Here is a 20978-nt window from a genome sequence, read left to right on the forward strand (position 1 = left end):
GAAAAACCTTGTATTTCCAGCCTCGCCGCCCTTGAAAGGCACCTGAAACGAAACGACCGATGCGACAGGAAGACGCAAAAAAAATGTCGGAAAAGGGAGCGACAAAAAGGTGAAGAAACGAGAACTTCCCTTCAGCTCCTGGAACCGCAAATAAATTTAATTCAAGGCTATATGACAACAAACATCAATATAACACAGACTTGGTGGAGATTACTCTCCGCAGTCGGCTCAACCCTCATCACTTTGGTGGCTTGGTTGGGATATATGGCTCTCTGCATAGTCGGTGAAGTCATATTGGGAATTGTGAAGTTCATCTTCGGCATCATCATAGCAATATTCTCGGTGGCGGTGCTGATTGGGACTTTCATTTGGTTATTGACACTTTAAGCATACAAGAATATGGGAACAAAAAGACATTCAAAGACTGCATCACAGCAGTGCAGATATTATGAGGTGGACAACATCTTTGAGTATATGGTGGACACATACATCAATGGTAACATCACATCATTCAAGGACATCTACAGAGAGTTGAACAAGGACGCAAGACGTGATTTCGTGGACTTCATCTTCAACGAGGTGAACCCGAAATACACGATTGAGCTAATCAAGCAAACCATTTAATGAGCAAGCGATATGAACAGAAGCATTGAAGCGATACCTACATGGTCACTCTGCTACATCATCAATGGCGATGCAAGCGGACTGACAGACGAGGAAATCCGTATGGTGGACGAAGCCATGCGCAAGAACAATATAGAGATAGTAAGTCCAAGATACAACGAGGACATGTGCACAGAACCTTACTTCAGCCATTATCCGTTCTTCGGACTGCCTACAGAAGTTGAGGACTGCGACATCATCTATCACGAGTAACGAACCCTTTAACAACATCAGATATGAACACTACGGAATATTTCAAGAGAACCATACAAGCCTATTTGGAGGAGCGTGCTATGGAGGACGAACTCTTTGCAGCCAAGTATGACAACCCCGACAAGAACATAGACGATTGCGTGACCTATATCCTTAATTGGGTACAGAAGAGCGGTTGCAACGGCTTTTGCGATGACGAGATATATGGGCAAGCCATCCACTACTACGAGGAGAAGGACATCGAGGTCGGCAAACCTCTGAACTGCCAAGTGTCAGTCAACCACCACATCGAACTCACCGAGGAGGAGAAGGCACAAGCAAGACAGGAAGCCATCCGCCAATATCAGCAAGAGCAGATGAACAAGATGCGTAACAGAGATACCGCCAAGCGCACCTCACAGAGAACGGAAACAGAAGTACACCAACCATCATTATTCGACACGTTATGAAACCAAGAACGAAATATCAGAAGCAAGTCGTAACCTCAAACAAGGGGTTACGACCTATCAAGGGAGCGCAAATGCAATGGGCATTCCGTGAATGTCTTGACCACTATGCCTTTCAGTTGAAGCACGGACAGACCACTTGCATGGACTGCGGACACACTTGGACTACGGACGAGGATGCGGACAAATGTGTCTGCCCGAAGTGTAAGGCAAAGTTGGAAGTACAGCGCACCAAGCGACAGAAGGCAATGTCTTCTACCTATTTCAGCGTACTCACCGAGCGTAAGGGACTGCAACTCATGCGAGCATATCAGATGAAAGCCTATTACCGCAAGGGACAAAAGGCAGACATCTGTTGTTGGGAGGTGGCACGCTATTGGATGAACGAGAAAGGCAAGGTGGAGGTTATGGCACGCAAGCGCACAATGGGTATCTATATGGACACGTTCTGCTACGACTCCGACATTGAACTGCGCAGGGACAACACCACCTATCAGCATATTGCTTCATTTCCGGTCTGCCCCGATATGAAAGTCATTCCTCAGATATGGCGCAACGGCTTTGACGGAGCGTTTCACGGCATCGAACCGCTTACATTGTTCAAGGCGATGCTGACAGACCACCGCATCGAAACGATGATGAAACAATGCCGTTACGGACACGTCCGCTACTTCATAGACCACCCACGGCACTTGGAAACTTGTTGGAATGCCTACAAGATAGCCAACCGCAACCATTACCTTATTACAGACATCGGCAAATGGGCGGACTACATCTGTATGTTGGTAGAAATGGGCAAGGACATCAGAAGTCCACATTACATTTGCCCCGACAACCTTGAAGCCGAGCACGACAGAATATCCGAGAAAATCAGAGCAAAGAAAGAAAAGGAGCGCACCGAGGAGGAGATACGCAAGGCATTGAAGAACGAGGACAAATTCAAGGAAATGAAGAGCCGTTTCTTCGGTTTGATGTTCACGGACGGCAATATCGTGGTGAGAATGCTTGAAAGCGTCAGGGAGCACGTTCTTGAGGGCAAGGCGATGCATCATTGTGTAGGCAGCGGTACAAACTACTCACTCAATCCCGACTGCATCATCTTCTCTGCAAGAATAGCCGAACAAAGGGTTGAGACCGTGGAGTTTTCACTCGAACAGATGAAAGTTGTACAATGCCACGGACTACAGAACAAGGACACCGAGCACCATGCCGACATCATCAACTTGGTGAACAGCAATGCAAGACTTATAGAGCAGCGTATGGTTGCAACGACATGAAATCCATAAGGGCGGAGCGATGAAAATTCGTTCCGCCACTTTCTTGAGCCGAGGAGCGGAAAAGAAAGTGGCAAAGAAACCGCCTTTTCCTTATCTGCGATGCTTGCAAAGAACAAAGGACAGCCCCCAATAAAAAGGACTGTCCTTTATTCATAAATCGTTTTTTTCTGTTCCTTGGGAGATAGTCCCATCTGGCGATTGACACTTTTGCTTACTAATGCGGCATGATGCCGTCCTATGGATTCAGTGGCAAGCTGAGATTTTAGCCGTAGTCTTTCTTTTTCATTGGCGTACTCTTAATTTATTGTCAGAGGCGATACGACTTGAGACCTTCATCGAATGCAGCCTTGATTTCGGCTGCATAGGCATTGAAGTGTTCGTTGATGATGTTATCCACATAACTTGCAATGGAAATCTTTCCCTTGCCTACGATACTGACAAATTTAGTCACACGCTCATGAATGTCCTCGCTGATGCCAACATGTCTGCCATATCTTGCGGTAAAACCTGCATTTGCCATGAACTTACCGACATACTGCTCAGCACGCTCTTTCTCCATTCTGTCGATTGGCTCAAATTCACCCACATCATAATTCTCATATGCTGCATCTTCATCAAAACACTCCTCCTTGTCGGAAATAGTTGACGATGTACGGTCTTGAAATGTCTCTTCAAGACAAGCGTCAATCTGTTTACCAACTTCCTCCATTGTCTCTTCATAATTTCTCATGAAAGCCTCATACAACTCCTTGGCATCTGTCGAAGTGAGTTGTCCTTTACCACAGTTTTTTGTTTTGTCTGCCATAATCATTTTTTTAATTGTTATACAAATTCTCTGCTATTGAAATACTTGTTGACTATTGAAAATCCAACCTCAACAGTTTTTGTCAGATACCTGACATATGCAATTCCATCAACGCATCTATTTTGCGTTTAATAATCTTTGAGCGTTCTGCGATTTCAGCTTGTAGCTTTTCGCTGTCCATTTCCGAGAATATTTTGCCCACATGTGCAAATCTATCCTTTGTTGCATTGTTCTCTTCTGTTCTTTCCATAATTCTCCTTATTAAATTGTTATACAAAGTCGAGGATATTGAAGTCCTCTATACTGTCTGACACCTTAAACTCTTTCTTTGGCTTGGAAATCTCTACAATCTTGTGAGTTTGCAAGTAGAAGGTGACGTAATCATGGATGTTCTTCTTGCACTCCTCGCTGTTCTCCATGAATTTCTCATAGAATTGGTTGCCATCCATCTCATGGAAAACCTTGCCTGCATGTCTTTTCTCCTTGTCCGTTGCTTTCGGTGCCTTGACGGTATTCACAGCTGCGTCAATGTCCTCAAAACTTGACCCTTTGGCTTGTGGCACATCGGCATCTTTCTTGTTGTCAGAATATTTCACACCAATATCTTCTATGCGAACATTCGTAAACACGTCATCAAGCTGTTCGTCAGAAATCCGTGCCGTACTCTTTGGAGAATCGTCAAATGTCACGTCATTATCCGATACGGATATGGATTCTGTTTGTTTTTGTTCCGTTTCTTCTTTCTTCCGCAGTTGGGACACTTTGAAAAGACTTTTGCCTACAAGTGCCATCGGGTCGATGGGTGGCTTTTCCTCTTCTTCCTTATTGTTCGCAACTTCAAGGAGCAACTTGTTGTAAAAATAGATAGTCCAGACATTGAATGCAACCAAAACTATCATGAATATACTTTCCATTGTCATGCTTATTCCTTTTTATTTGTCATACATTCCAGTCATCTATCTCTTTTCTCAGCAAGCCGTTGATTTCTTCCTGGTTCTCTTCAAGATGTCTCTCAAGAATAAGGTCGATATAACCACCAACTGTCAACTCATGCTTTGCGAGCACACTGACTATTCTTGAAATTCTCCTGTGTATCTCACGGCTGATATAAACGCATTGACGAGTCTTTATCTCGTTTCGCTTGAAGAATGCCGAATCGTAACTTTCCGAAGAAGCCTTGGGAGGCTTGCGTGAAATTGGCGACTTATCGGTCTGCGAGCATTGGGACTTCCTGATAACCTCTTCTTTCTCTTCAGTATCTTTCACTTGGGATTGGGAAGCTCCGTCAAGAATGGATGCTGTTGTCGTGCCAATCTTGCTCTTGCCAATAGAGGCAATGAGCAGATTTTCATCTATTGCGTCAGTGTTGATTTTTCTGCTTACCATAGGCTCATGTCTTTATGATTTCACAAATCTCGTCGGACAACTCCTTGATGCCACTCCCTCGCAACAGGTTTGGGTCTGATGGAAAGATGGTGGAACGGAACACTGCCTTTCTGTTCTCCGACAGCTCTCTTCTGAAACGTTTGCTGTCTGGCAGTCGTGTGTTGAGAACCGAATAGTCGAGAGACTTGAACATACCTTCATATACATCATACAAACTCGTGCGTTCTCGTTTGTCAACCATTGTCCAAAAGAAAGCAAGTTTCTTGGTGACCGACCAACCCTGTGTCAAAAAGTTGTCGTGGAACAACTGCATGAAGCTCATTGCGCTTTCTACAACAAAGCGGTCTGCGCTGACGGGTACAAAGATGTAATCCATCTGAGACAAGGTCTTCATGACGCCCTCACTTTTGATAGTCCCAGGCATGTCAAAGAAGATGAAGTCAAGTTTAACCTCTGTTTCATTCAACACTGTCTCTGCGTCGTCAAGCGCATTGACAGCATTGCTTCTCGTTACGCTGAAGGACTTCTTGCCCAGCTTTTTGAAATGCTCACAGGCTTGCGCCTTGAAATAGGCGCTACTTTTGATGAGTTCCAGTTCCTCGTCTCGCAGGTCTGCAAGGTTGTATTGTGGCTCGTCACAGTCTATGACCGCCACATTGTAACCCTTGACATTGTGAAAGTAGTTGGCTACAAGAGCCGTGATGGTGGACTTTCCTATTCCGCCTTTCTGTGTTGCGAACGCAACAAATCTTGTCTTACTCATATCGTTAACTTTTTAAATTGTTGATTACTCGTTTCTATGATTTCCTGCCAATTCAAAGATATGAACACTTTGATGTCCATGTCTATCGGTCATTGCTCCATTATGGAGACCTTGAACTGTTGCAATGCTTCATCATTTCCATACGACAGTACGACAGTGAATCAGTAAGTCTGTACGTCAGTGGAGCATCATGGATGCAAAGAGACGCTGCAATAGTGACAGACTTATTCGTTGCTGCAAATGCTTGTTTCATCATATTTTCAAATCATTGGTTCAATGTTTGGCTGCAAAATAACAACGAAATTTCCGAAAAACAATGGTTTTCAAATCCTGTGGCAGCATGTTGCCGATAGTTGCAGTGGTTGTCTGGGGTAGCATTGTTACAAGGGCGCATTTTTAGCCGTAATTTTGCACCCGAAAGGCAAAGCAATGGATAGCGCATCCATATCGTTCCGACAAGAACAAGGCTTGATGCTCCGCAAAGGACAGGATTTCCCGAACAGCTTCCATTCGGGATGGGACAGCTTCTTACGAAGGCTAACTTCAATCCACCCTAAGCGGATTTTTATGTCCTCAAAGACATAGCAAGGTATGTTTTGAGTTACTCAAAACCTTTGGAGTTACTCTCCGTAACATCGTGCCAGCGAGTGAAGAAGAAAAGTTCCTTTTCATTCTTCCGAGCGCAGCCGATGTTCGAGGGTACCTCAAAGACCTTGCCCTGCCGGGTTGGTAGCCTCTCCGAAGTCGGGCTCCCCATGTTCCAATCTGACGATAGTTTGTGCAATTCCATCATTGCCATATGTACCACTTAATCCATTTTATATGAACACAGAAAGAAAACGAGGGGGACGAATCCCCAAGCTGAACCCGAAGTCGCACCATGTGATGCTTCGGTTCGACGATGACGAGTGGATGAAATTCCTCGTCATGTATGAGCAGACTGATGTGAAGGCGAAGGCTGTCTTTGCCAAGGCACGCATTTTCGGCGAGCCGTTCAAGGTGTTGCGTGAGGATAAGACGCTGGTGGAATACTACACCAAGCTTTCTTCTTTTCACTCGCAGTACCGAATGATTGGCAACAACTACAACCAGGTTGTCAAGGAACTCCGTTGTCATTTCTCAGAGAAAAAGGCGATGGCTTTGCTCTATAAGCTGGAGAATTGCACCAGGGAACTGGTCTCTCTTACCCGTGAGATTGTTGAACTAACCCATAAGTTTGAGGAAAGATGGTCGCAAAGATAAGTTTCGGAAGTTCATTGTATGGCGCACTGGCATACAATGGTGAGAAGATTAACAAGGAAGAAGGAAAACTCTTAGCTACAAACAAGATCTTCGATGATTGTTCGGGAAAGACGAGCATCACCAACGCCTTGCGTGATTTCCAGCGATACCTTTCTCCGCATATAAGAACGGAAAAGCCTGTCGTGCATATCTCCCTGAATCCGCATCCTGATGATGTGCTGACGGATATGGAGATGGAGAACATCGCACGGGAATACTTGGAGTGCATGGGATATGGCAACCAGCCATACATGGTTTACAAGCATGAGGACATCGACCGTCATCACATGCACATCGTGACCATCCGAGTGGATGAAAACGGCAAGTGTTTAGATAGCCGATACAACTACCATAGGAGCAAGGCTATCACCCGTGACTTGGAGGAGAAGTACAATCTCCACAAGGCAGACCGCAAGCAACGCCAGGCAGACAATCCGCTCCGTAAGGTGGATGTAAGCCAAGGCAATATGAAAAAGCAGGTTGCCAACACCGTGAAATCACTCTGCGCCACCTACAGGTTCCAGTCCTTGGGCGAATACCGTGCACTTCTTTCCTTATATAATATATCCTTAGAGGAGGTCAGAGGCGAAGTAGGCGATCGTGAGTATCATGGTTTTGTCTATTCTGCCACGGACGGACAGGGCAATAAGGTTGGAAATCCTTTCAAGGCTTCCAAGATTGACAGGTCTGTCGGTGCGGAGGCGATAGAAAAGCGGTTCGCTTATTCTGCCAAGAAGTTCAAGGAGGACAAGAAACTCTCCGAGATGACTCGTCATAGCGTGGAAGCTGTCTTGAAGCAGACGTACCATAAGGATAAGTTCGTTGAACTGCTGAAAGCAAAGGGCATTGATGTCGTTTTCCGCCATACAGCTGACGGCCGTATCTACGGAGCAACATTCATTGACCACCGCACCCAAAGCGTTTTCAATGGTTCAAGGCTTGGAACGAATCTTTCTGCCAATGCCCTGCAGGAGCACTTCACCTTGCCTTACGAGAATGTGCAGCCGATACCGCTTACCATCCCGAAGGAAGATGGCACAATGCCGGAACAGGAATATCATGGTTCTGGCTTGTTCGATGAGTACGGCAGCGGTCTTGGACTTATGGCAGGGAATGGTTCTTCTAACGAAGCACAGGAAGCAGCATTCGATAGAGAGTTACGCAGAAAGAAAAAGAAGCGAAAAGGGAGAAACCTTTAATCATATTATCAAGGTATAACTTCAAAACAGAAAAACAATGGCACAAGAAGACGATTTGAGAGCATTGGGAAAAATCATGGATTTTCTCCGTGCTGTGAGTATCATACTCGCAATTATGAATGTATATTGGTATTGCTATGAGGCAATGCGCATGTGGGGAGTGACAATCGGGGTTGTTGACAGAATCCTAATCAACTTCAACCGTACAGGCGGTTTATTCCATTCCATTCTCTACACCAAGCTGTTTTCGCTTCTGCTCCTGGCACTCTCATGTCTGGGAACCAAGGGCGTGAAAGCGGAAAAGATGAGTTGGAACAGGATTTGGACGGTTCTTGCTGTTGGCTTCTTCTTGTTCTTCCTCAACTGGTGGATATTATTGTTGCCTATATCTAATTTGGGCAATGCAACGCTGTACATATTTACAATGACAGCGGGTTATATCTGCCTGTTGATGGGAGGACTTTGGATGAGCAGACTCTTGAAACACAACCTCATGGAGGATGTGTTCAATAATGAGAACGAGAGTTTCATGCAGGAGACTAAACTCATGGAGAACGAGTATTCCGTCAATCTGCCAACACGATTCTATTACAAGAAGAAATGGCAGAGAGGATGGATCAACGTGGTCAATCCGTTCCGAGCGACCATCGTGTTAGGTACACCGGGTAGTGGTAAGTCCTTTGCTGTAGTGAACAACTACATCAAACAGCAGATAGAGAAGGGGTATTCAATGTATATCTATGATTTCAAGTTTTCCGACCTTTCGACGATTGCCTACAACCACATGATGAACCATCAGAATGGATATAAGGTCAAGCCCCAGTTCTATGTCATCAACTTTGACGATCCTCGCAGAAGTCATCGCTGCAATCCGATTCACCCGGATTTCATGAGTGATATTTCCGATGCTTATGAGAGTGCATACACCATCATGCTCAACCTCAACAAGACGTGGGTTCAGAAGCAGGGCGACTTTTTCGTGGAGAGTCCGATTATCCTCTTTGCAGCCATCATCTGGTACTTACGCATCTACAAGAACGGGAAGTATTGTACCTTTCCCCATGCCATCGAATTGCTTAACCGCAGATACGAGGATGTCTTTCCGATACTGACGAGCTATCCCGAACTGGAGAACTACCTATCTCCGTTCATGGATGCCTGGCAAGGTGGGGCGATGGAGCAGTTGGCGGGTCAGATTGCAAGCGCAAAGATTCCGTTGTCACGAATGATTTCACCACAACTCTATTGGGTGATGTCGGCAAGCGAGTTCACGCTCGACATCAATAATCCCGAAGAACCAAAGATTCTGTGCGTAGGCAACAATCCCGACCGACAGAACATCTATGGTGCTGCACTCGGCTTGTACAACAGCCGCATCGTGAAACTCATCAACAAGAAAGGACAACTCAAATCATCCGTTATCATTGACGAGTTGCCGACCATCTATTTCAAGGGATTGGATAACCTGATTGCTACGGCACGGAGCAACAAGGTTGCCGTCTGCTTGGGCTTCCAGGACTTCTCGCAATTGGTCCGTGATTATGGAGACAAGGAGGCAAAGGTGGTTACCAATACCGTTGGTAATATCTTCAGCGGACAAGTTGTTGGCGAGACCGCCAAGACTTTATCCGAGCGTTTTGGAAAAGTGCTCCAAAAGCGCCAGTCCATTTCCATCAACCGTCAGGATGTCTCTACATCCATCAATACCCAGATGGACAGTCTCATTCCGCCGAGCAAGATTAGCGGACTCACCCAGGGTATGTTTGTAGGCTCCGTTTCCGATAACTTCACCGAGCGCATAGAGCAGAAGATCTTCCATGCCGAGATTGTAGTTGACACCGACAAAGTGAAACGGGAGGAAAGTCGTTATCAGCCGATCCCTATCATTAACGATTTCAAGGATACCAATGGCAATGACTGCATGAAGCAAGCTATTCAGGACAACTACAATCAGATAAAGGAGGACGTCAAGCAGATTGTCAAGGACGAGCTGGAACGCATCGCTGCTAACGAGAATTTGAAGCACTTGATACAGAAACAATAATAGTTGATAAAATGAATTTAGGCAGCAACGTATCCCTATGGATTTCGTTACTGCCTAAAATAAGTAACGCCCCTCTATTATGCTGCCTTACGGCTCGCTTGAGAGGCTCATTATCTTTTATTTGTTATTTTGTGCGAAGATAAATCAAATCAAAGTACATCAGTCGTGTCTTCATCGGCTCTATCGGAGTTGTTTGCTCTAAACCTTTGTTATGCAAAAAGGTCCATTCTTCTTCATCTGACGAAAACAAGAACTTGAAACCATTTCGTTGATAATATTCAAACACTTTCGGATGGTTGACGGCATCAACAATGACATATCGGCATCCTGTTTTATTCAATGGGTCTATAAACCATGATTTGATGAAATCCAACAATTCATCTCCCACATGATGCCCACTGAATAAATCGCTTACTGCCAACTGTCCAACCAACACTGCTGGATACTGCCTATTAAGCTTATTCCGAAGGTTTGAAGGAAGTGAATCTACTTTTACACTCGAATTAGCGACTGTAAATGCGCAGACTATTTCAGATGTATCTGGTTTAACAAAACAATATGATTTTCCAAGCAACTGATAGGCATAGTCAGCATAGTCTTGGGTGAAGAACTCTGTTATGTCCTCATCCTTACAAGTGAAGCCTTTGCATTGCTGCAAGACTTCCTCTGTCAGTTCCATAAAATCACATTGCTCTAACATTTTAAATGTACAGTTTTGAACGTTTTAATATAGCACGTGCCTTGGCTACTTGCTTGGAGAAGTCAATGGAGCCACGCTTTTCCAATGCCTCATCAGCCGCTTCAACGAAACGAGCTGCTGCCTCACCATGAAGGACAGGTATTGTTTTAATTTCTATTGCCATAATCTTCTTGTTTTTAATGTTATGTACTTATTTAATCTGCAAAAATATGCTTTTATTTTCACTTTACCAAACTTTTTGTTAACTTTCTGTTGAATTTCTACGAAAAAATTCCAAATACCAACTTCATGCATTTTCATCTCCTCATTCTTTCCAATTCATCATCCCTCCGCATTTTCTCATTCAACTTCTCCTGCATCTTGTCCAGAAAATAGGTGCGACTATAGTTCTTGCGTCTTCTGATGTCGGTGTAGAAACGATAGCAGTCCTTGGCTTTGATACCAAAGAACTGGTACATGGCTTGCGCCAAGTCCTTGAACTTCACATCGCCATCGTTCACGCTTCCCATGACGCAGATGCCATATACCATTTCTACAAGGTCAACGGCATTGCCAGTCCATTTCACAAATGGCTTTGATTCTGATGATACTGGCGGAGAGGCTTCTGAAGTGGATGTGGTCACATGAAGATGATATGTTGCTGCCACATGCTCTTGCATTCTGCGGACAAATGCAATTGCTTTGCGCACATACAAGCCTACGGTTCCCAAACAATCCTTTATATGGGGCATTGACAGATAAAAGTCAAGCTCGGTCTCTGCGTATGACAGTGCAAAGACCGCTTGCTTCACGTTGGTGCTGCATAAATCAACCACAACCTTGATAAACTCACGATATGAGTTCTCCAAAGCGTTACCACCTTTGTTCTTATGACCTGCATTCAGCAAGTTGAAAAAATCAGTCTCTATCAATATGTTGTATTCCATGTTGCTGTCTCTTTTATGGGTTTGTACTAATTTGATGTATTCTTGCGCACACCATTTATTAGTCCAATACCTATGCCATTCCAAGACAAACTAAACAATAGGATGATGATATTTCCTGATAATCAGCAACTTTATCAAGAGAATAAGATTTTCACGAGGAAATTGCAAGCAGAAATAGTGTAAGGAAAACCGGACACTCGTCCAATCTTCCTTACACGGTTCCTATACCATTACAACTTATTAGTAGGAATACCATACTCTTTCATACGGGCATAGAATGTAGTATGGCTCATTTCCAACATTTTTGCCGCATCACGCTTGATGCCATTGCATTGCTTCAAAGCCCACAAGATACGCTCTCGATTGATCTTGCGTTCTTGTTCATCAAAGTCCAAAGCCTCTTCTGTCAATGTCGATTGTGACAACTGCAAGTCCTCGACATCTATTATCTCATTCTCGCATAACAGCATAGCTCGCATGATACATGATTTCAACTCACGCACATTACCTGGCCATGTATGGCTTACAAGTGCCCTTTGCGCTTCCTTACTGATACATTTTATTTCTTTGTCCGTATGCCTATCATATAGTTTCAGAAAGAAGTTAGCTAATGGCATAATATCTTCCTTGCAATCTCGCAATCGTGGAATCTCAATAACCGCTTCGTGAAGTCGATAATACAGGTCGCTTCTGAATCGTCCTTCCCGAACTGCCTCTTGCAGGTTTTCGTTGGTGGCGGCAATAATGCGCACATCAGCCACTTTATCTTTTGTAGCTCCCAATGGTCGGTAGCTCTTGGATTGCAACACACGCAGCAGCATCGCCTGTACGTCTTTCGGCAGGTTGCCTATCTCGTCCAAGAACAGCGTACCTCCAGCAGCCAATTCAAAGTAACCTTTTCTTGCTGCGTCTGCACTTGTGAATGCTCCTTTCTCATGTCCGAAGAGAGCGGAAACGGCAAGTTCCGCAGAAAGCGTACCGCAATCTACTACTTCAAAAGGCTTGTCGGCTCTTTTGCTTTGCAGATGTATCTTTTCCGCTATATGTTCTTTGCCTGTTCCGTTGTCTCCCAATATCATAACAGCCATGTCGCTTTTGGCAAACAATTCTGCCATTTTGTATATACGGCGAAACTTCTCACTTTTGCGGTAAACAATCTTGTTATTCAACTCTACGAGTCGTTTCTGCTTGTCTATGATTTCTTCCAAACGTTCATAAACTACATCAAGCAACAATTTCTTCGGTATATAGTCTTCTGCTCCCAATTTCATAGTCCTCACGGCACTCATGCTTTCATCGTAAGATGTCATGATAATAAATGGATTCTGATAGCCGTTACTACGCATCCATTCCAACAGGTCGATACCGTTATCATTCCCCAAGCGCATATCCGAAATGACAACATCCCATTCAGAGGATTCCCTCACAGCTTTCAGACCATCTCTGTAATTGTAGCATAAGATTGTTTTCCATCCCTTCGCTTCCAACTTCTTGCCCAACATATTGCAAAATGTAGGGCTGTCTTCAATGATTATTACTTTCTTCATGCTGTTACCTCCTCAATTTTCTTTTGTGCGGCTTTGATGATTGCCTCACCATGTGCGAAAACATCCTCAACCGCTTGGTTGATAACGTCGTCTGATGATGTAGAATCTTCAATCAGGTCAAAGAGATGGTTCAAAGACTCGTCAGATTGTACCATCATCCACGAGCTTCTTGCGTGGTGAATGGCATCGGACATTTTCTTGCGGTTCTCCTCTTGGGCTGCATTACGGATACTGCCCAATGTGTCAGTCATTTCCTTTACGAAATTCTCCAAAGTCTCTTTTTCATTGCCGTAGGTCAGCAACATAGAAAAGTCTATTTGTTTTTCTGCTATCTTGCCATTCACACACTTTCTTGCAGTGTTTATCAAATCCTTGTCAGACATCGGCTTGAACAGACAAGCGACAAATCCTGCATCAAGCAGTTCTTGCTCACTCACATTTGGTGCTGCTGTCATAACGACAACAGGAATGGTCTTGGAGTTACGCACGTTCACCATACGCATCATTTCCAGAATCTCGATACCATTCACTTCAGCCATCTTCAAATCCGTTATCAGCAGATCATAAGATTTTTTGCGCATCATATCCAATAAATCCGTGGCATTATTACAAGTGTCACATACGATGCCGTTTGATGCAAACGCTTCACGGATGGTACTCAGTTGCACATGGCTATCATCAATGGCAATGACAGTAAACGAATCTTGTCGTTTCGTTCTATACTGAGTTGGTTCTACATTCTGCTTTTCGGCTGCAGCCATAGGAAGACTAATGGTAAAGATACTTCCCAGCCCTTGGTGACTGGACACATCGATTTTTCCTTTCATCAGTGAAACGAGGTTCTTGACAATGGAAAGCCCCAAGCCAAATCCCGGTTGGGTAACCGCATTTCCCAATCTTGCAAATTCCTTGAAGATTTGTTTTTGTTGCTTGTCGTCCAATCCTGTTCCTGTATCCTTAACCTTTAGCATGAACACACCATCTTTATAGGTTGTGGATAATACAATCTCACCCTTTCCCGTATATTTGATGGCATTGGAAAGCAGATTGCGTCCTATTGTAAGCACCTTTTCCTTGTCTCCATTGACAACACCATCTGCCTTATTGTTGACGCTCAATTCCAGTTGTTTCTTCGCAGCAAAGGGCTCATACTCCATTTTTAATTGCTCGGCAATGTCCATCATACGGAAAGGGCGTTCCTTGACGGTCGCCTTTCCATTCGCTAATTTGGAGTAAACCAGGAAACTGTCTATCATAGAAGTCAAGCCTTTCGATGTGTCAACAATCAAGTCGGCATACCGTTTGCTTTCATCCGTAGCATCTTCAAGTCCGCTAATCTTGCGAGCATAATCCTTGATGGCAGACAAGGGACTGCGCATCTCATGCGTTACAGTCAGCATCACCTTTCTTGTTTCTTCCTTGCTCTTACGTGTCTTGAATGCGAATCGCCACACCAATAGGAATAATACGAAAAACACCAATATCAACAATCCTATCATCCCTATATAATAATAGGTATAATTGCCTTCCAAGTCTGCGATTTGTCGCTCACGAACTTTGATGCCTTTATCCACATTCTCATCAGCTATGCTGATTACTCTTTGCAACTGCTTATTGATACTTTCATTTCTGTTTCCAAGACTATCCAATATCTCCACTACCTTACGGCTTTGCTGGTGATGTTTAGCAACAACCGTTTGGTTTAGGTTGGTGAGCATCTTTTCAGTTTGGGTTAAACGGTTTCCTGTTGTTACTGCATTTTCTTTCTTGCCGAACAATCTGCTGAAGAAACCTCGCTTCTTTGGCTTTGCCTGCTGTGGCATAGCTGAAAATCTTTTGCTTTCAGTCTTATTCTGCTCTACAATTCTTGGAACTTCTGCGGTCAGCTTTTCTTGAGTGGCATTCAGTTCCTGCATAGCATCCTTTATATCCAGAAGAAGCTGTTCCTTTTCTGCAAAAAGATGGCAGATTGTATCAGCATCTTTCTTCGGACAGATACCTGCGATGCCTTGAAGCATACTGTCCACTTCCAATCGAAGCGAATGATACTCATTTACATCTGTTGAGTCCCAATCCGCAACCATTTCACCAAGCAGTGACAATTTCGTTATGTGCAAGTTTAAGTCATGCACATTCTTTCGCCACTGATGCAGTTCTGCATTTCTACACTCAATCTCCTTTCTGTCGCGCCATTCAAATAGGCCGATTACAATGGTACATCCTACGATGACGATGGCAGTCATGATGCCTAAAGCCATCCATCTACAGATATGCCCGGTCTGTTCTTTGCGTTCCATGTTGTTTACTTTTTACGTTTCTATTACTTCATTATTGCTTTGCACTAACATTTTAATCGGCAAAGATAATGGCAGAAAGCATCAAAGACGAATATTTACATATATTACAACAACTTTTATGTATTTTCTTGGTAGAAATAGTATATTGTTAGAAAAAAACAGTTGTTGTTGAACAATAATCATTGACAACAAAGTCAAAAACTAACAAAGTGTAGATTATGGAACTCAAATCGAGTAGGAGGAAAATCACGCTAACTCAGGGAACCTTTTACTTTTTCAGCGGGGAGACGATCCATGTTGTCAAAAACAAGGACTAATTTACGTTGTCCTTTTTCCTTGATAAAATCAGAAATGTCTTGCATCCATGTTTTGAACTCGTAAACCGTTGGTTCGTCTTCGCTCAAAGTCTCATAGCAAACGTCCTTTTCGACTTTATCTTGATAAATAGCTAACATATAACTCCATCCATATTTATGATCTTTGCTATATGCCCATTTCCAAACGCACAATGCAATAAGAACTGGCAGTGCAGCTATGATAATAGACAATAAAGAAAACCACCATGTTGTGGGTGTAGGTTTTACTGCATACGCAATAAATGTAAATATCGGAGTTAAAACTGCAACCAAAAATGCCGCAACCATACCATTACTGATAAGGGGATATTTTTCGGTTACGGTCTCCGTTTTACGGGCTAATAAATATTTCAGCTTTTCAGACCATGATACGGTTTTCGTACCTCCACCTTTGACTTTTATTGTTGCATTTCCAGATAGGATACCATCATCAATAAGTTTGCTTGTAAGCAATTCCAATATAGAGCGGCGTTGCAAGTCCTCTTGATGTCCCCATGCGTCATACTCAAAAAAGTAATAGTCGTCTGATAATTCACGTTCCAACATTTTAACCACGTTGGATTTTCCAGATCCCCAAATACCTTCGATGCCGATAATTCGAGGTAAAGTACATTCCTCATCCAATGAATCATTCTGACAAAAATGGCGAGCAATAGTTTTTGCCAACCTTTCTTGCGAACCTACATCGAATTTGTCAATACCACACGGTTTATTTTGGATAAACCGCGGATATTGCTGTTTGGATTGTAGTTTTGTTTCCATATACGTAATTTATTGATTATACGAACTCCAAATAATTCTCCCGATTTACCACATGAAACTCGGCATAGGGATAGGCTTCTTGGAAGGCTTTCGGTGCGGCCGGCATTTTATTTCCCCACTTGAACTCCAAGGCGGTAAGACTGTCGGCACTCTCCTCAATCAGGTCGATTTCCTGTTTGTCGTAGGTGCGCCAGAAATAGAACTCCCTGTGCAGTCCCTCATTGAAGTTCGCTTTGCGCCGCTCTCCGATGATGTAGTTCTCCCACAGCGCATCGACATCCTGCCGAATGGCCAGCGGTGAGAAAGCCCCGATAATGGCATTGCGAATGCCGTTGTCGTAGAAGTACCACTTGCCAGCTTTTGTAACCTCCTTGCGTAGGTTACGCGAATAAGCCCCCAGACGATAGATAACGAAGACCTTTTCCAATAGGTCGAGGTATTTTTCAACGGTCGTCTTGCTCATGCCGAGTTGTTTACCTAACTCTTCGTAAGAAACTTCGCTGCCCAACTGAAAAGCTATCAATCGCAGTAGATCGCGCATCTTGCTCGAATTTTTTAAGCCGTCAATTGCTAAGATATCTTTAAGCAGGTATGCACCGACAATATCACGTAGGTAGTCTGTTTTACGTTCATAGTTCTCCATCATTACTACTTCGGGATAGGAACCGTAAATCAAGCGCGCTTCGAGGTTCTGGCGGGTTTCAAGTGCCGTTTCCGTCTGTGCGATTTCCCGTTGCGAGAATGGTGTAAGGAGAAATTGCGTACTGCGGCCGACCAACGGTTCACCAGTCTTATTCAGCAAATCGAATGACGAAGAACCACTTGCCAAGACACTTATTCCCGGTATTTCATCAACTATCAACTTCAGAATACTACCGATTTGTGGTATGTTCTGTGCCTCATCAATAGCCAGCAAATCAATACCATCCAATAAATGCCGATAATTGGCTATTGAGCGATTCTCCAATAGTGCTAATGTGTCGTAGTCTTCGCCGTTGAGCATCATCGTCCTACCTGAATAGTTGTCCACAATTTTACGCATCATTACCGTTTTACCAACACGGCGAGCACCAAAAATCAGTACTGCTTTATTGGGCGCGATTCGTGCTGTAATCTTCTCTTGAAGTATTCTATTTACTGTTTCCATACCTTATAAAATATAATGCAAAGATAATCATATTTTTTTAATTGGCGAATTTTACAAAAAAAACGGGCTATTAAATGGCGATTTTTACAACCACAATCTTATGGAAGTTGTTTCATTGTTTTTAGTAATGATATATGTTCATACTATGATGACTCAATAATTTACCAGACATACGTTTCTGAAATTTGTCCTTATAGGAATGAAAAACTCACATATATTGTGCTAATTAATATATAATTAAATGAAAATAAAAAGACAGGATACGAGTATTCCTGTCTTCTCATATGTAATGGATATTTTTTTATTTTCTCATCCGCTCCAACTCCTCATCACGCAACATTCTCTCGTTCAGTTTTTCCTGCATCCTGTCAATGAAATAGGTGCGGCTTTCGTTCTTCCGGCGTTTGATATCAGTGTAGAAGCGGTAGCAGTCTTTAGAATCAACCCCGAATATCTTATAGAGAAGTGGGGCGAGCTGTTTGAGCGGCATATTGCCGTTGTTGATGCAGCCCATCACGTCTATGCCGTAGATAAGTTCCACGAGGTCGATGGCATTGCCCGTCCATTGAAGAAGGCTGGCGGTGGTTTCTGTTGCGTTGTTGGCGGATATTAGTGGTGGCACTTGGGGCGTGGCAAGGAATTTCTGCATCTTTCTTACGAAAGACAGAGCCTTGCTGACGTAGGCGGCAATCTCTCTTTTTTCTTCTGACAGATTACGTACGGGATGGTGCTGCAACTCGATTTCGATGTAGGCAAGCGCGATGACGGTAAGGTTCATGTCCATGCCGCCGTTGCACAGTTCGATCACTTGGGTGGCGAAAGCCGTGTATGCCGTTTCCATATTGCAGTCGCCGGCTTCGTTTATCAGGCGGAAAAAGTCGGTTTCCGCCAGCAAGAAATAATTCATGGTTCTGTCAATTTTGAAAATTACACTTTGTTTTCTGCGTGCGCACATGAATATAATTGGCAAAAAACGCGGCAGAAAATAAAAAATCCAACACTCAATTTTACAAAGTGCTGGATTTCAGAGGTATAAAATTCAGTATTTTTTCACAAGGACAAATTATCTCCGACTTAAATTGTTTGTAATCGGAACATTTATTCTATTCCTGAAAATAGAAATGTATGCTTGCCGCACATTTTGGCTATCTTGCTTTTTTATCAAGGATATAGATAATGCGACATACACCGTTGGGATAGCTTTTCAAAGAGGAAAGCGTCCAGTGTTGCTCTGGCAGAGCCGACTTAAAAAAATGTCGTCCGCTTCCGGATATGAAAGGAACGGTGTATAGTATGATTTCATCCACAGCGTGCATCCGCAGCAGTCCGTTTATATAGTCTGCCGTGTCCGGTGTGGCTTCCGCGAGGTAACGGATGTTTGTGCAGTCTTTTCTCCATTCGTGCAGCATTGAAATGGAATAGTCCGGTGTCACACGGTAAAAGGCTTTCTTCCTGATTTCATCAAGACCGCAACGGTCAAGGCACAAATCCTGATGTGCTTTATCATATAACTCTGAAGAAAGACATCCGTCCATCGTCAGTACGGCGAGAATCTGAACTTTACCCATAATCGTTTCCTTTCGTTAGGCAAGGGTAAAAAAGTAGCGTGCAATTCACACTACCTTCAAGCGATGGCTCTGGTAAAGCCTTTACGGAGAGTACGTGAATGCACGCTATGCGTAAGCATAGCATAAGCATCACGCAATCGTCTCCGTAGTTCCAATTTACCAGATTTTCGCTTGAAACGCCTTGCGGTCTTATCCTATATGTTGGCGGCGAAAAGCTCCTGCCAATCGCCGTTTTTCTCAAATGTTATGCAAAGATAGCCAAATTCAGTGAATTACGGGCTATGATTGCTTGAATTTATATTTAATCTCCTATGCGCACTTTATCTCCTATCGAAACATTAATCTTGTCCAGGACTCCCGATATCTGCGATTTTATTTCGATCTCCTTCATCGGAAAAACATTGCCGGATATGTTTATTTCCTCTTTGATCTCGCGATATTGTGGTTGTGTAGTTTCGTAAATTGCCTTTGTACCTCTTAGCGAAGAACGAAAAGCAACAAATGCCAGTGTGGCGGAAAAGATGCAAATTAATATAATCTTAAATGTCTTCATTATCCTATATTTTCGTTTCTAATGGCGTCAATGGGTTGTATAACAGATGCTTTCATAGCCGGAAATGCTCCGGCAATGACACCGGACAAAATCAAGATAACCAAAGCGAGAACAGCTACATTTATATCTATTTCTGCATGCTTTATCATTGTCGCGTGACGGGCGCTTTCGAGCAACCAATTTATAATCTCAAGAATAGCTGCACCTGATATCAATCCGATGATACCGGAGATTACAGTTATGATGACAGATTCCGTCAGCATTAACACAAGAATGGATTTAGGAGTTGCTCCTACAGCCTTACGGATGCCTATTTCGCTACTCCTTTCTTTGATCACGACAAACATGATGTTGCTTACTCCAACAATACCACTTATCAGAAAACAAATTCCTACGATCCAGATAAACATTTTCAATCCATCAAAGAGTCCCTCAAAAGCAGATGTTTGTGTCTCAAAATTGATTATCTGTAAGGCTTGCTTATCAGAATAAGCAAATTGGTATTTATTAGCGATGAAGGCTCTCAGCTCATTCTCAAATCGCTTGGAATCAACTTCTTTGTTCAGATATAAACAGAAAGCGCGCAATGGAGTCTTATTGTCAATACAGTTTATGTAACTTGAGAAGGGCACATATACCGAATTGATTTCCGAAGCGCTGAAAATATCATCATTCTTTAGTACGCCTATCACCTTAAAATCAATACCGGCAATGTTGATCGACTTACCCAACGCTTTTTGATTATTAAATAAGGTCGTACTGACATTTTCGCCGATAATGGTAACATTACGGGTATTCTCGTCATCTCCTTTATTAAAATATCGTCCATCTTCGTTGATTTTAAGTATCTTAATTCCCATATAGTTTTCATTGATTCCTATAATCTTAAAAAGTCCGCTTTTAGCTTTATTCATCACTTGCGAATAAGGTCCTGTTATTTCAGGCGAAATAGCTTTTATCCCCGGGAACTGTTTCTTTATGCGGTTAAGAAAATGCAAATCGAAATGCAATTGTTCCCCTTCTCTGATATTCTTATACTTCACCC

At 43.3% G+C, this 20978-nt stretch carries 23 protein-coding genes and 1 pseudogene; 8 read left to right on the forward strand and 16 right to left on the reverse strand.

Going from position 1 to position 20978, the window contains the following annotated elements; genetic code table 11:
* The 5 genes from CFT61_RS17170 to CFT61_RS03555 form a co-directional block, all read left to right on the forward strand.
* Positions 1-387 (forward strand): hypothetical protein (locus CFT61_RS17170; RefSeq protein WP_254918835.1); only part of this gene is annotated, 387 nt, incomplete at its 5' end.
* A 12-nt stretch (positions 388-399) separates the two neighbouring features.
* The gene (locus tag CFT61_RS03540) at positions 400-624 is read left to right on the forward strand and encodes a hypothetical protein (protein ID WP_068855719.1); all 225 of its coding nucleotides are present in this window, start codon (positions 400-402) and stop codon (positions 622-624) included.
* Positions 625-636: 12 nt separating this feature from the next.
* A complete protein-coding gene (locus CFT61_RS03545) occupies positions 637-876 on the forward strand; it encodes a DUF6926 domain-containing protein (protein ID WP_089543111.1) in 240 nt (79 codons plus the stop codon).
* 23 nt (positions 877-899) lie between these two features.
* A complete protein-coding gene (locus CFT61_RS03550; RefSeq protein ID WP_004312216.1) occupies positions 900-1325 on the forward strand; it encodes a PcfK-like family protein in 426 nt (141 codons plus the stop codon).
* Positions 1322-2599 (forward strand): PcfJ domain-containing protein, encoded by a 1278-nt coding sequence (locus CFT61_RS03555; RefSeq protein WP_089543112.1) that lies wholly within the window; start codon positions 1322-1324, stop codon positions 2597-2599. Before CFT61_RS03550 ends, CFT61_RS03555 begins: the two co-directional genes overlap by 4 nt.
* Before the next feature lie 307 nt (positions 2600-2906).
* On the opposite strand, the gene CFT61_RS03560 is transcribed toward CFT61_RS03555, so the two are convergent.
* The 5 genes from CFT61_RS03560 to CFT61_RS03575 all read right to left on the reverse strand — a co-directional run bounded on the left by CFT61_RS03560 (position 2907) and on the right by CFT61_RS03575 (position 5553).
* A complete protein-coding gene (locus tag CFT61_RS03560) occupies positions 2907-3404 on the reverse strand; it encodes a DUF3408 domain-containing protein (protein WP_227740970.1) in 498 nt (165 codons plus the stop codon).
* An 82-nt stretch (positions 3405-3486) separates the two neighbouring features.
* Positions 3487-3654: a hypothetical protein gene (locus CFT61_RS16805; RefSeq protein WP_005823744.1), complete on the reverse strand. Its 168-nt coding sequence runs from the start codon at positions 3652-3654 to the stop codon at positions 3487-3489.
* Positions 3655-3673: 19 nt separating this feature from the next.
* Positions 3674-4318 carry a hypothetical protein gene (locus tag CFT61_RS03565; protein ID WP_254918836.1) on the reverse strand — a complete coding sequence of 215 codons (645 nt, stop codon included), beginning with the start codon at positions 4316-4318 and terminating at the stop codon, positions 3674-3676.
* Between the two features lie 25 nt (positions 4319-4343).
* Complete coding sequence (locus tag CFT61_RS03570; RefSeq protein ID WP_089543115.1) at positions 4344-4790, reverse strand: DUF3408 domain-containing protein; 447 nt, start codon at positions 4788-4790, stop codon at positions 4344-4346.
* A gap of 4 nt (positions 4791-4794) precedes the next feature.
* Positions 4795-5553 carry a ParA family protein gene (locus CFT61_RS03575; protein WP_089543116.1) on the reverse strand — a complete coding sequence of 253 codons (759 nt, stop codon included), beginning with the start codon at positions 5551-5553 and terminating at the stop codon, positions 4795-4797.
* Positions 5554-6375: 822 nt separating this feature from the next.
* Here CFT61_RS03575 and mobA point away from each other — a divergent pair.
* From mobA to mobC, 3 genes are read left to right on the forward strand one after another with little or no spacing between them, the layout of a single operon-like run.
* On the forward strand, positions 6376-6795 hold the full coding sequence (gene mobA / locus CFT61_RS03585; RefSeq protein WP_089543118.1) for a conjugal transfer protein MobA: 420 nt from the start codon (positions 6376-6378) through the stop codon (positions 6793-6795).
* Complete coding sequence (gene mobB / locus CFT61_RS03590) at positions 6780-8033, forward strand: conjugal transfer protein MobB (RefSeq protein ID WP_089543119.1); 1254 nt, start codon at positions 6780-6782, stop codon at positions 8031-8033. Before mobA ends, mobB begins: the two co-directional genes overlap by 16 nt.
* Positions 8034-8070: 37 nt before the next feature.
* Positions 8071-10077, forward strand: a complete 2007-nt coding sequence (gene mobC, locus CFT61_RS03595) for a conjugal transfer protein MobC (RefSeq protein WP_089543120.1) — start codon at positions 8071-8073, stop codon at positions 10075-10077.
* A gap of 124 nt (positions 10078-10201) precedes the next feature.
* Here the strand turns inward: mobC and CFT61_RS03600 are convergent, their stop codons facing one another.
* The 11 genes and pseudogenes from CFT61_RS03600 to CFT61_RS03645 form a co-directional block, all read right to left on the reverse strand.
* Complete coding sequence (locus CFT61_RS03600; protein WP_254918837.1) at positions 10202-10756, reverse strand: N-acetyltransferase; 555 nt, start codon at positions 10754-10756, stop codon at positions 10202-10204.
* Between the two features lie 22 nt (positions 10757-10778).
* A complete protein-coding gene (locus tag CFT61_RS16810) occupies positions 10779-10940 on the reverse strand; it encodes a hypothetical protein (protein WP_171479883.1) in 162 nt (53 codons plus the stop codon).
* A gap of 133 nt (positions 10941-11073) precedes the next feature.
* Positions 11074-11703 carry an RteC domain-containing protein gene (locus CFT61_RS03605; protein WP_089543122.1) on the reverse strand — a complete coding sequence of 210 codons (630 nt, stop codon included), beginning with the start codon at positions 11701-11703 and terminating at the stop codon, positions 11074-11076.
* A 230-nt stretch (positions 11704-11933) separates the two neighbouring features.
* Entirely contained in the window at positions 11934-13250 is a 1317-nt protein-coding gene (locus CFT61_RS03610) for a sigma-54-dependent transcriptional regulator (RefSeq protein WP_089543123.1), read from the reverse strand.
* A complete protein-coding gene (locus tag CFT61_RS03615) occupies positions 13247-15547 on the reverse strand; it encodes a hybrid sensor histidine kinase/response regulator (protein WP_089543124.1) in 2301 nt (766 codons plus the stop codon). Before CFT61_RS03615 ends, CFT61_RS03610 begins: the two co-directional genes overlap by 4 nt.
* Positions 15548-15813: 266 nt before the next feature.
* Positions 15814-16665 (reverse strand): annotated as a pseudogene (locus tag CFT61_RS03620) (P-loop NTPase fold protein); the annotation flags it as partial.
* A gap of 16 nt (positions 16666-16681) precedes the next feature.
* Entirely contained in the window at positions 16682-17812 is a 1131-nt protein-coding gene (locus CFT61_RS03625; protein ID WP_089543125.1) for an ATP-binding protein, read from the reverse strand.
* Positions 17813-18113: 301 nt separating this feature from the next.
* A complete protein-coding gene (locus CFT61_RS03630) occupies positions 18114-18719 on the reverse strand; it encodes an RteC domain-containing protein (protein ID WP_004304269.1) in 606 nt (201 codons plus the stop codon).
* Between the two features lie 238 nt (positions 18720-18957).
* Positions 18958-19380, reverse strand: a complete 423-nt coding sequence (locus CFT61_RS03635; protein WP_004291474.1) for a dihydrofolate reductase family protein — start codon at positions 19378-19380, stop codon at positions 18958-18960.
* Positions 19381-19681: 301 nt separating this feature from the next.
* Positions 19682-19933, reverse strand: coding sequence for an efflux RND transporter periplasmic adaptor subunit (locus CFT61_RS03640; RefSeq protein WP_005809234.1), 252 nt, complete (start codon positions 19931-19933; stop codon positions 19682-19684).
* Positions 19933-20976 (reverse strand): ABC transporter permease, encoded by a 1044-nt coding sequence (locus tag CFT61_RS03645; protein WP_005809236.1) that lies wholly within the window; start codon positions 20974-20976, stop codon positions 19933-19935. The genes CFT61_RS03640 and CFT61_RS03645 overlap by 1 nt, the downstream gene beginning before the upstream one ends.
* Between the last annotated feature and the right edge of the window lie 2 nt (positions 20977-20978).

Origin of the sequence: Segatella copri (assembly GCF_002224675.1) — a bacterium.
GTDB classification, from domain to species: domain Bacteria; phylum Bacteroidota; class Bacteroidia; order Bacteroidales; family Bacteroidaceae; genus Prevotella; species Prevotella copri_U.

Excerpts from the sequence above, each read along its gene's own strand:
- CFT61_RS03540 (WP_068855719.1), top strand. The coding sequence starts at position 400 with ATGGGAACAAAAAGACATTCAAAGACTGCATCACAGCAGTGCAGATAT.
- CFT61_RS03545 (WP_089543111.1), top strand. The coding sequence starts at position 637 with ATGAACAGAAGCATTGAAGCGATACCTACATGGTCACTCTGCTACATC.
- CFT61_RS03550 (WP_004312216.1), top strand. The coding sequence starts at position 900 with ATGAACACTACGGAATATTTCAAGAGAACCATACAAGCCTATTTGGAG.
- CFT61_RS03555 (WP_089543112.1), top strand. The coding sequence starts at position 1,322 with ATGAAACCAAGAACGAAATATCAGAAGCAAGTCGTAACCTCAAACAAG.
- CFT61_RS03560 (WP_227740970.1), bottom strand. The coding sequence starts at position 3,404 with ATGGCAGACAAAACAAAAAACTGTGGTAAAGGACAACTCACTTCGACA.
- CFT61_RS16805 (WP_005823744.1), bottom strand. The coding sequence starts at position 3,654 with ATGGAAAGAACAGAAGAGAACAATGCAACAAAGGATAGATTTGCACAT.
- CFT61_RS03565 (WP_254918836.1), bottom strand. The coding sequence starts at position 4,318 with ATGGAAAGTATATTCATGATAGTTTTGGTTGCATTCAATGTCTGGACT.
- CFT61_RS03570 (WP_089543115.1), bottom strand. The coding sequence starts at position 4,790 with ATGGTAAGCAGAAAAATCAACACTGACGCAATAGATGAAAATCTGCTC.
- CFT61_RS03575 (WP_089543116.1), bottom strand. The coding sequence starts at position 5,553 with ATGAGTAAGACAAGATTTGTTGCGTTCGCAACACAGAAAGGCGGAATA.
- mobA (WP_089543118.1), top strand. The coding sequence starts at position 6,376 with ATGAACACAGAAAGAAAACGAGGGGGACGAATCCCCAAGCTGAACCCG.
- mobB (WP_089543119.1), top strand. The coding sequence starts at position 6,780 with ATGGTCGCAAAGATAAGTTTCGGAAGTTCATTGTATGGCGCACTGGCA.
- mobC (WP_089543120.1), top strand. The coding sequence starts at position 8,071 with ATGGCACAAGAAGACGATTTGAGAGCATTGGGAAAAATCATGGATTTT.
- CFT61_RS03600 (WP_254918837.1), bottom strand. The coding sequence starts at position 10,756 with ATGGAACTGACAGAGGAAGTCTTGCAGCAATGCAAAGGCTTCACTTGT.
- CFT61_RS16810 (WP_171479883.1), bottom strand. The coding sequence starts at position 10,940 with ATGGCAATAGAAATTAAAACAATACCTGTCCTTCATGGTGAGGCAGCA.
- CFT61_RS03605 (WP_089543122.1), bottom strand. The coding sequence starts at position 11,703 with ATGGAATACAACATATTGATAGAGACTGATTTTTTCAACTTGCTGAAT.
- CFT61_RS03610 (WP_089543123.1), bottom strand. The coding sequence starts at position 13,250 with ATGAAGAAAGTAATAATCATTGAAGACAGCCCTACATTTTGCAATATG.
- CFT61_RS03615 (WP_089543124.1), bottom strand. The coding sequence starts at position 15,547 with ATGGAACGCAAAGAACAGACCGGGCATATCTGTAGATGGATGGCTTTA.
- CFT61_RS03625 (WP_089543125.1), bottom strand. The coding sequence starts at position 17,812 with ATGGAAACAGTAAATAGAATACTTCAAGAGAAGATTACAGCACGAATC.
- CFT61_RS03630 (WP_004304269.1), bottom strand. The coding sequence starts at position 18,719 with ATGAATTATTTCTTGCTGGCGGAAACCGACTTTTTCCGCCTGATAAAC.
- CFT61_RS03635 (WP_004291474.1), bottom strand. The coding sequence starts at position 19,380 with ATGGGTAAAGTTCAGATTCTCGCCGTACTGACGATGGACGGATGTCTT.
- CFT61_RS03640 (WP_005809234.1), bottom strand. The coding sequence starts at position 19,933 with ATGAAGACATTTAAGATTATATTAATTTGCATCTTTTCCGCCACACTG.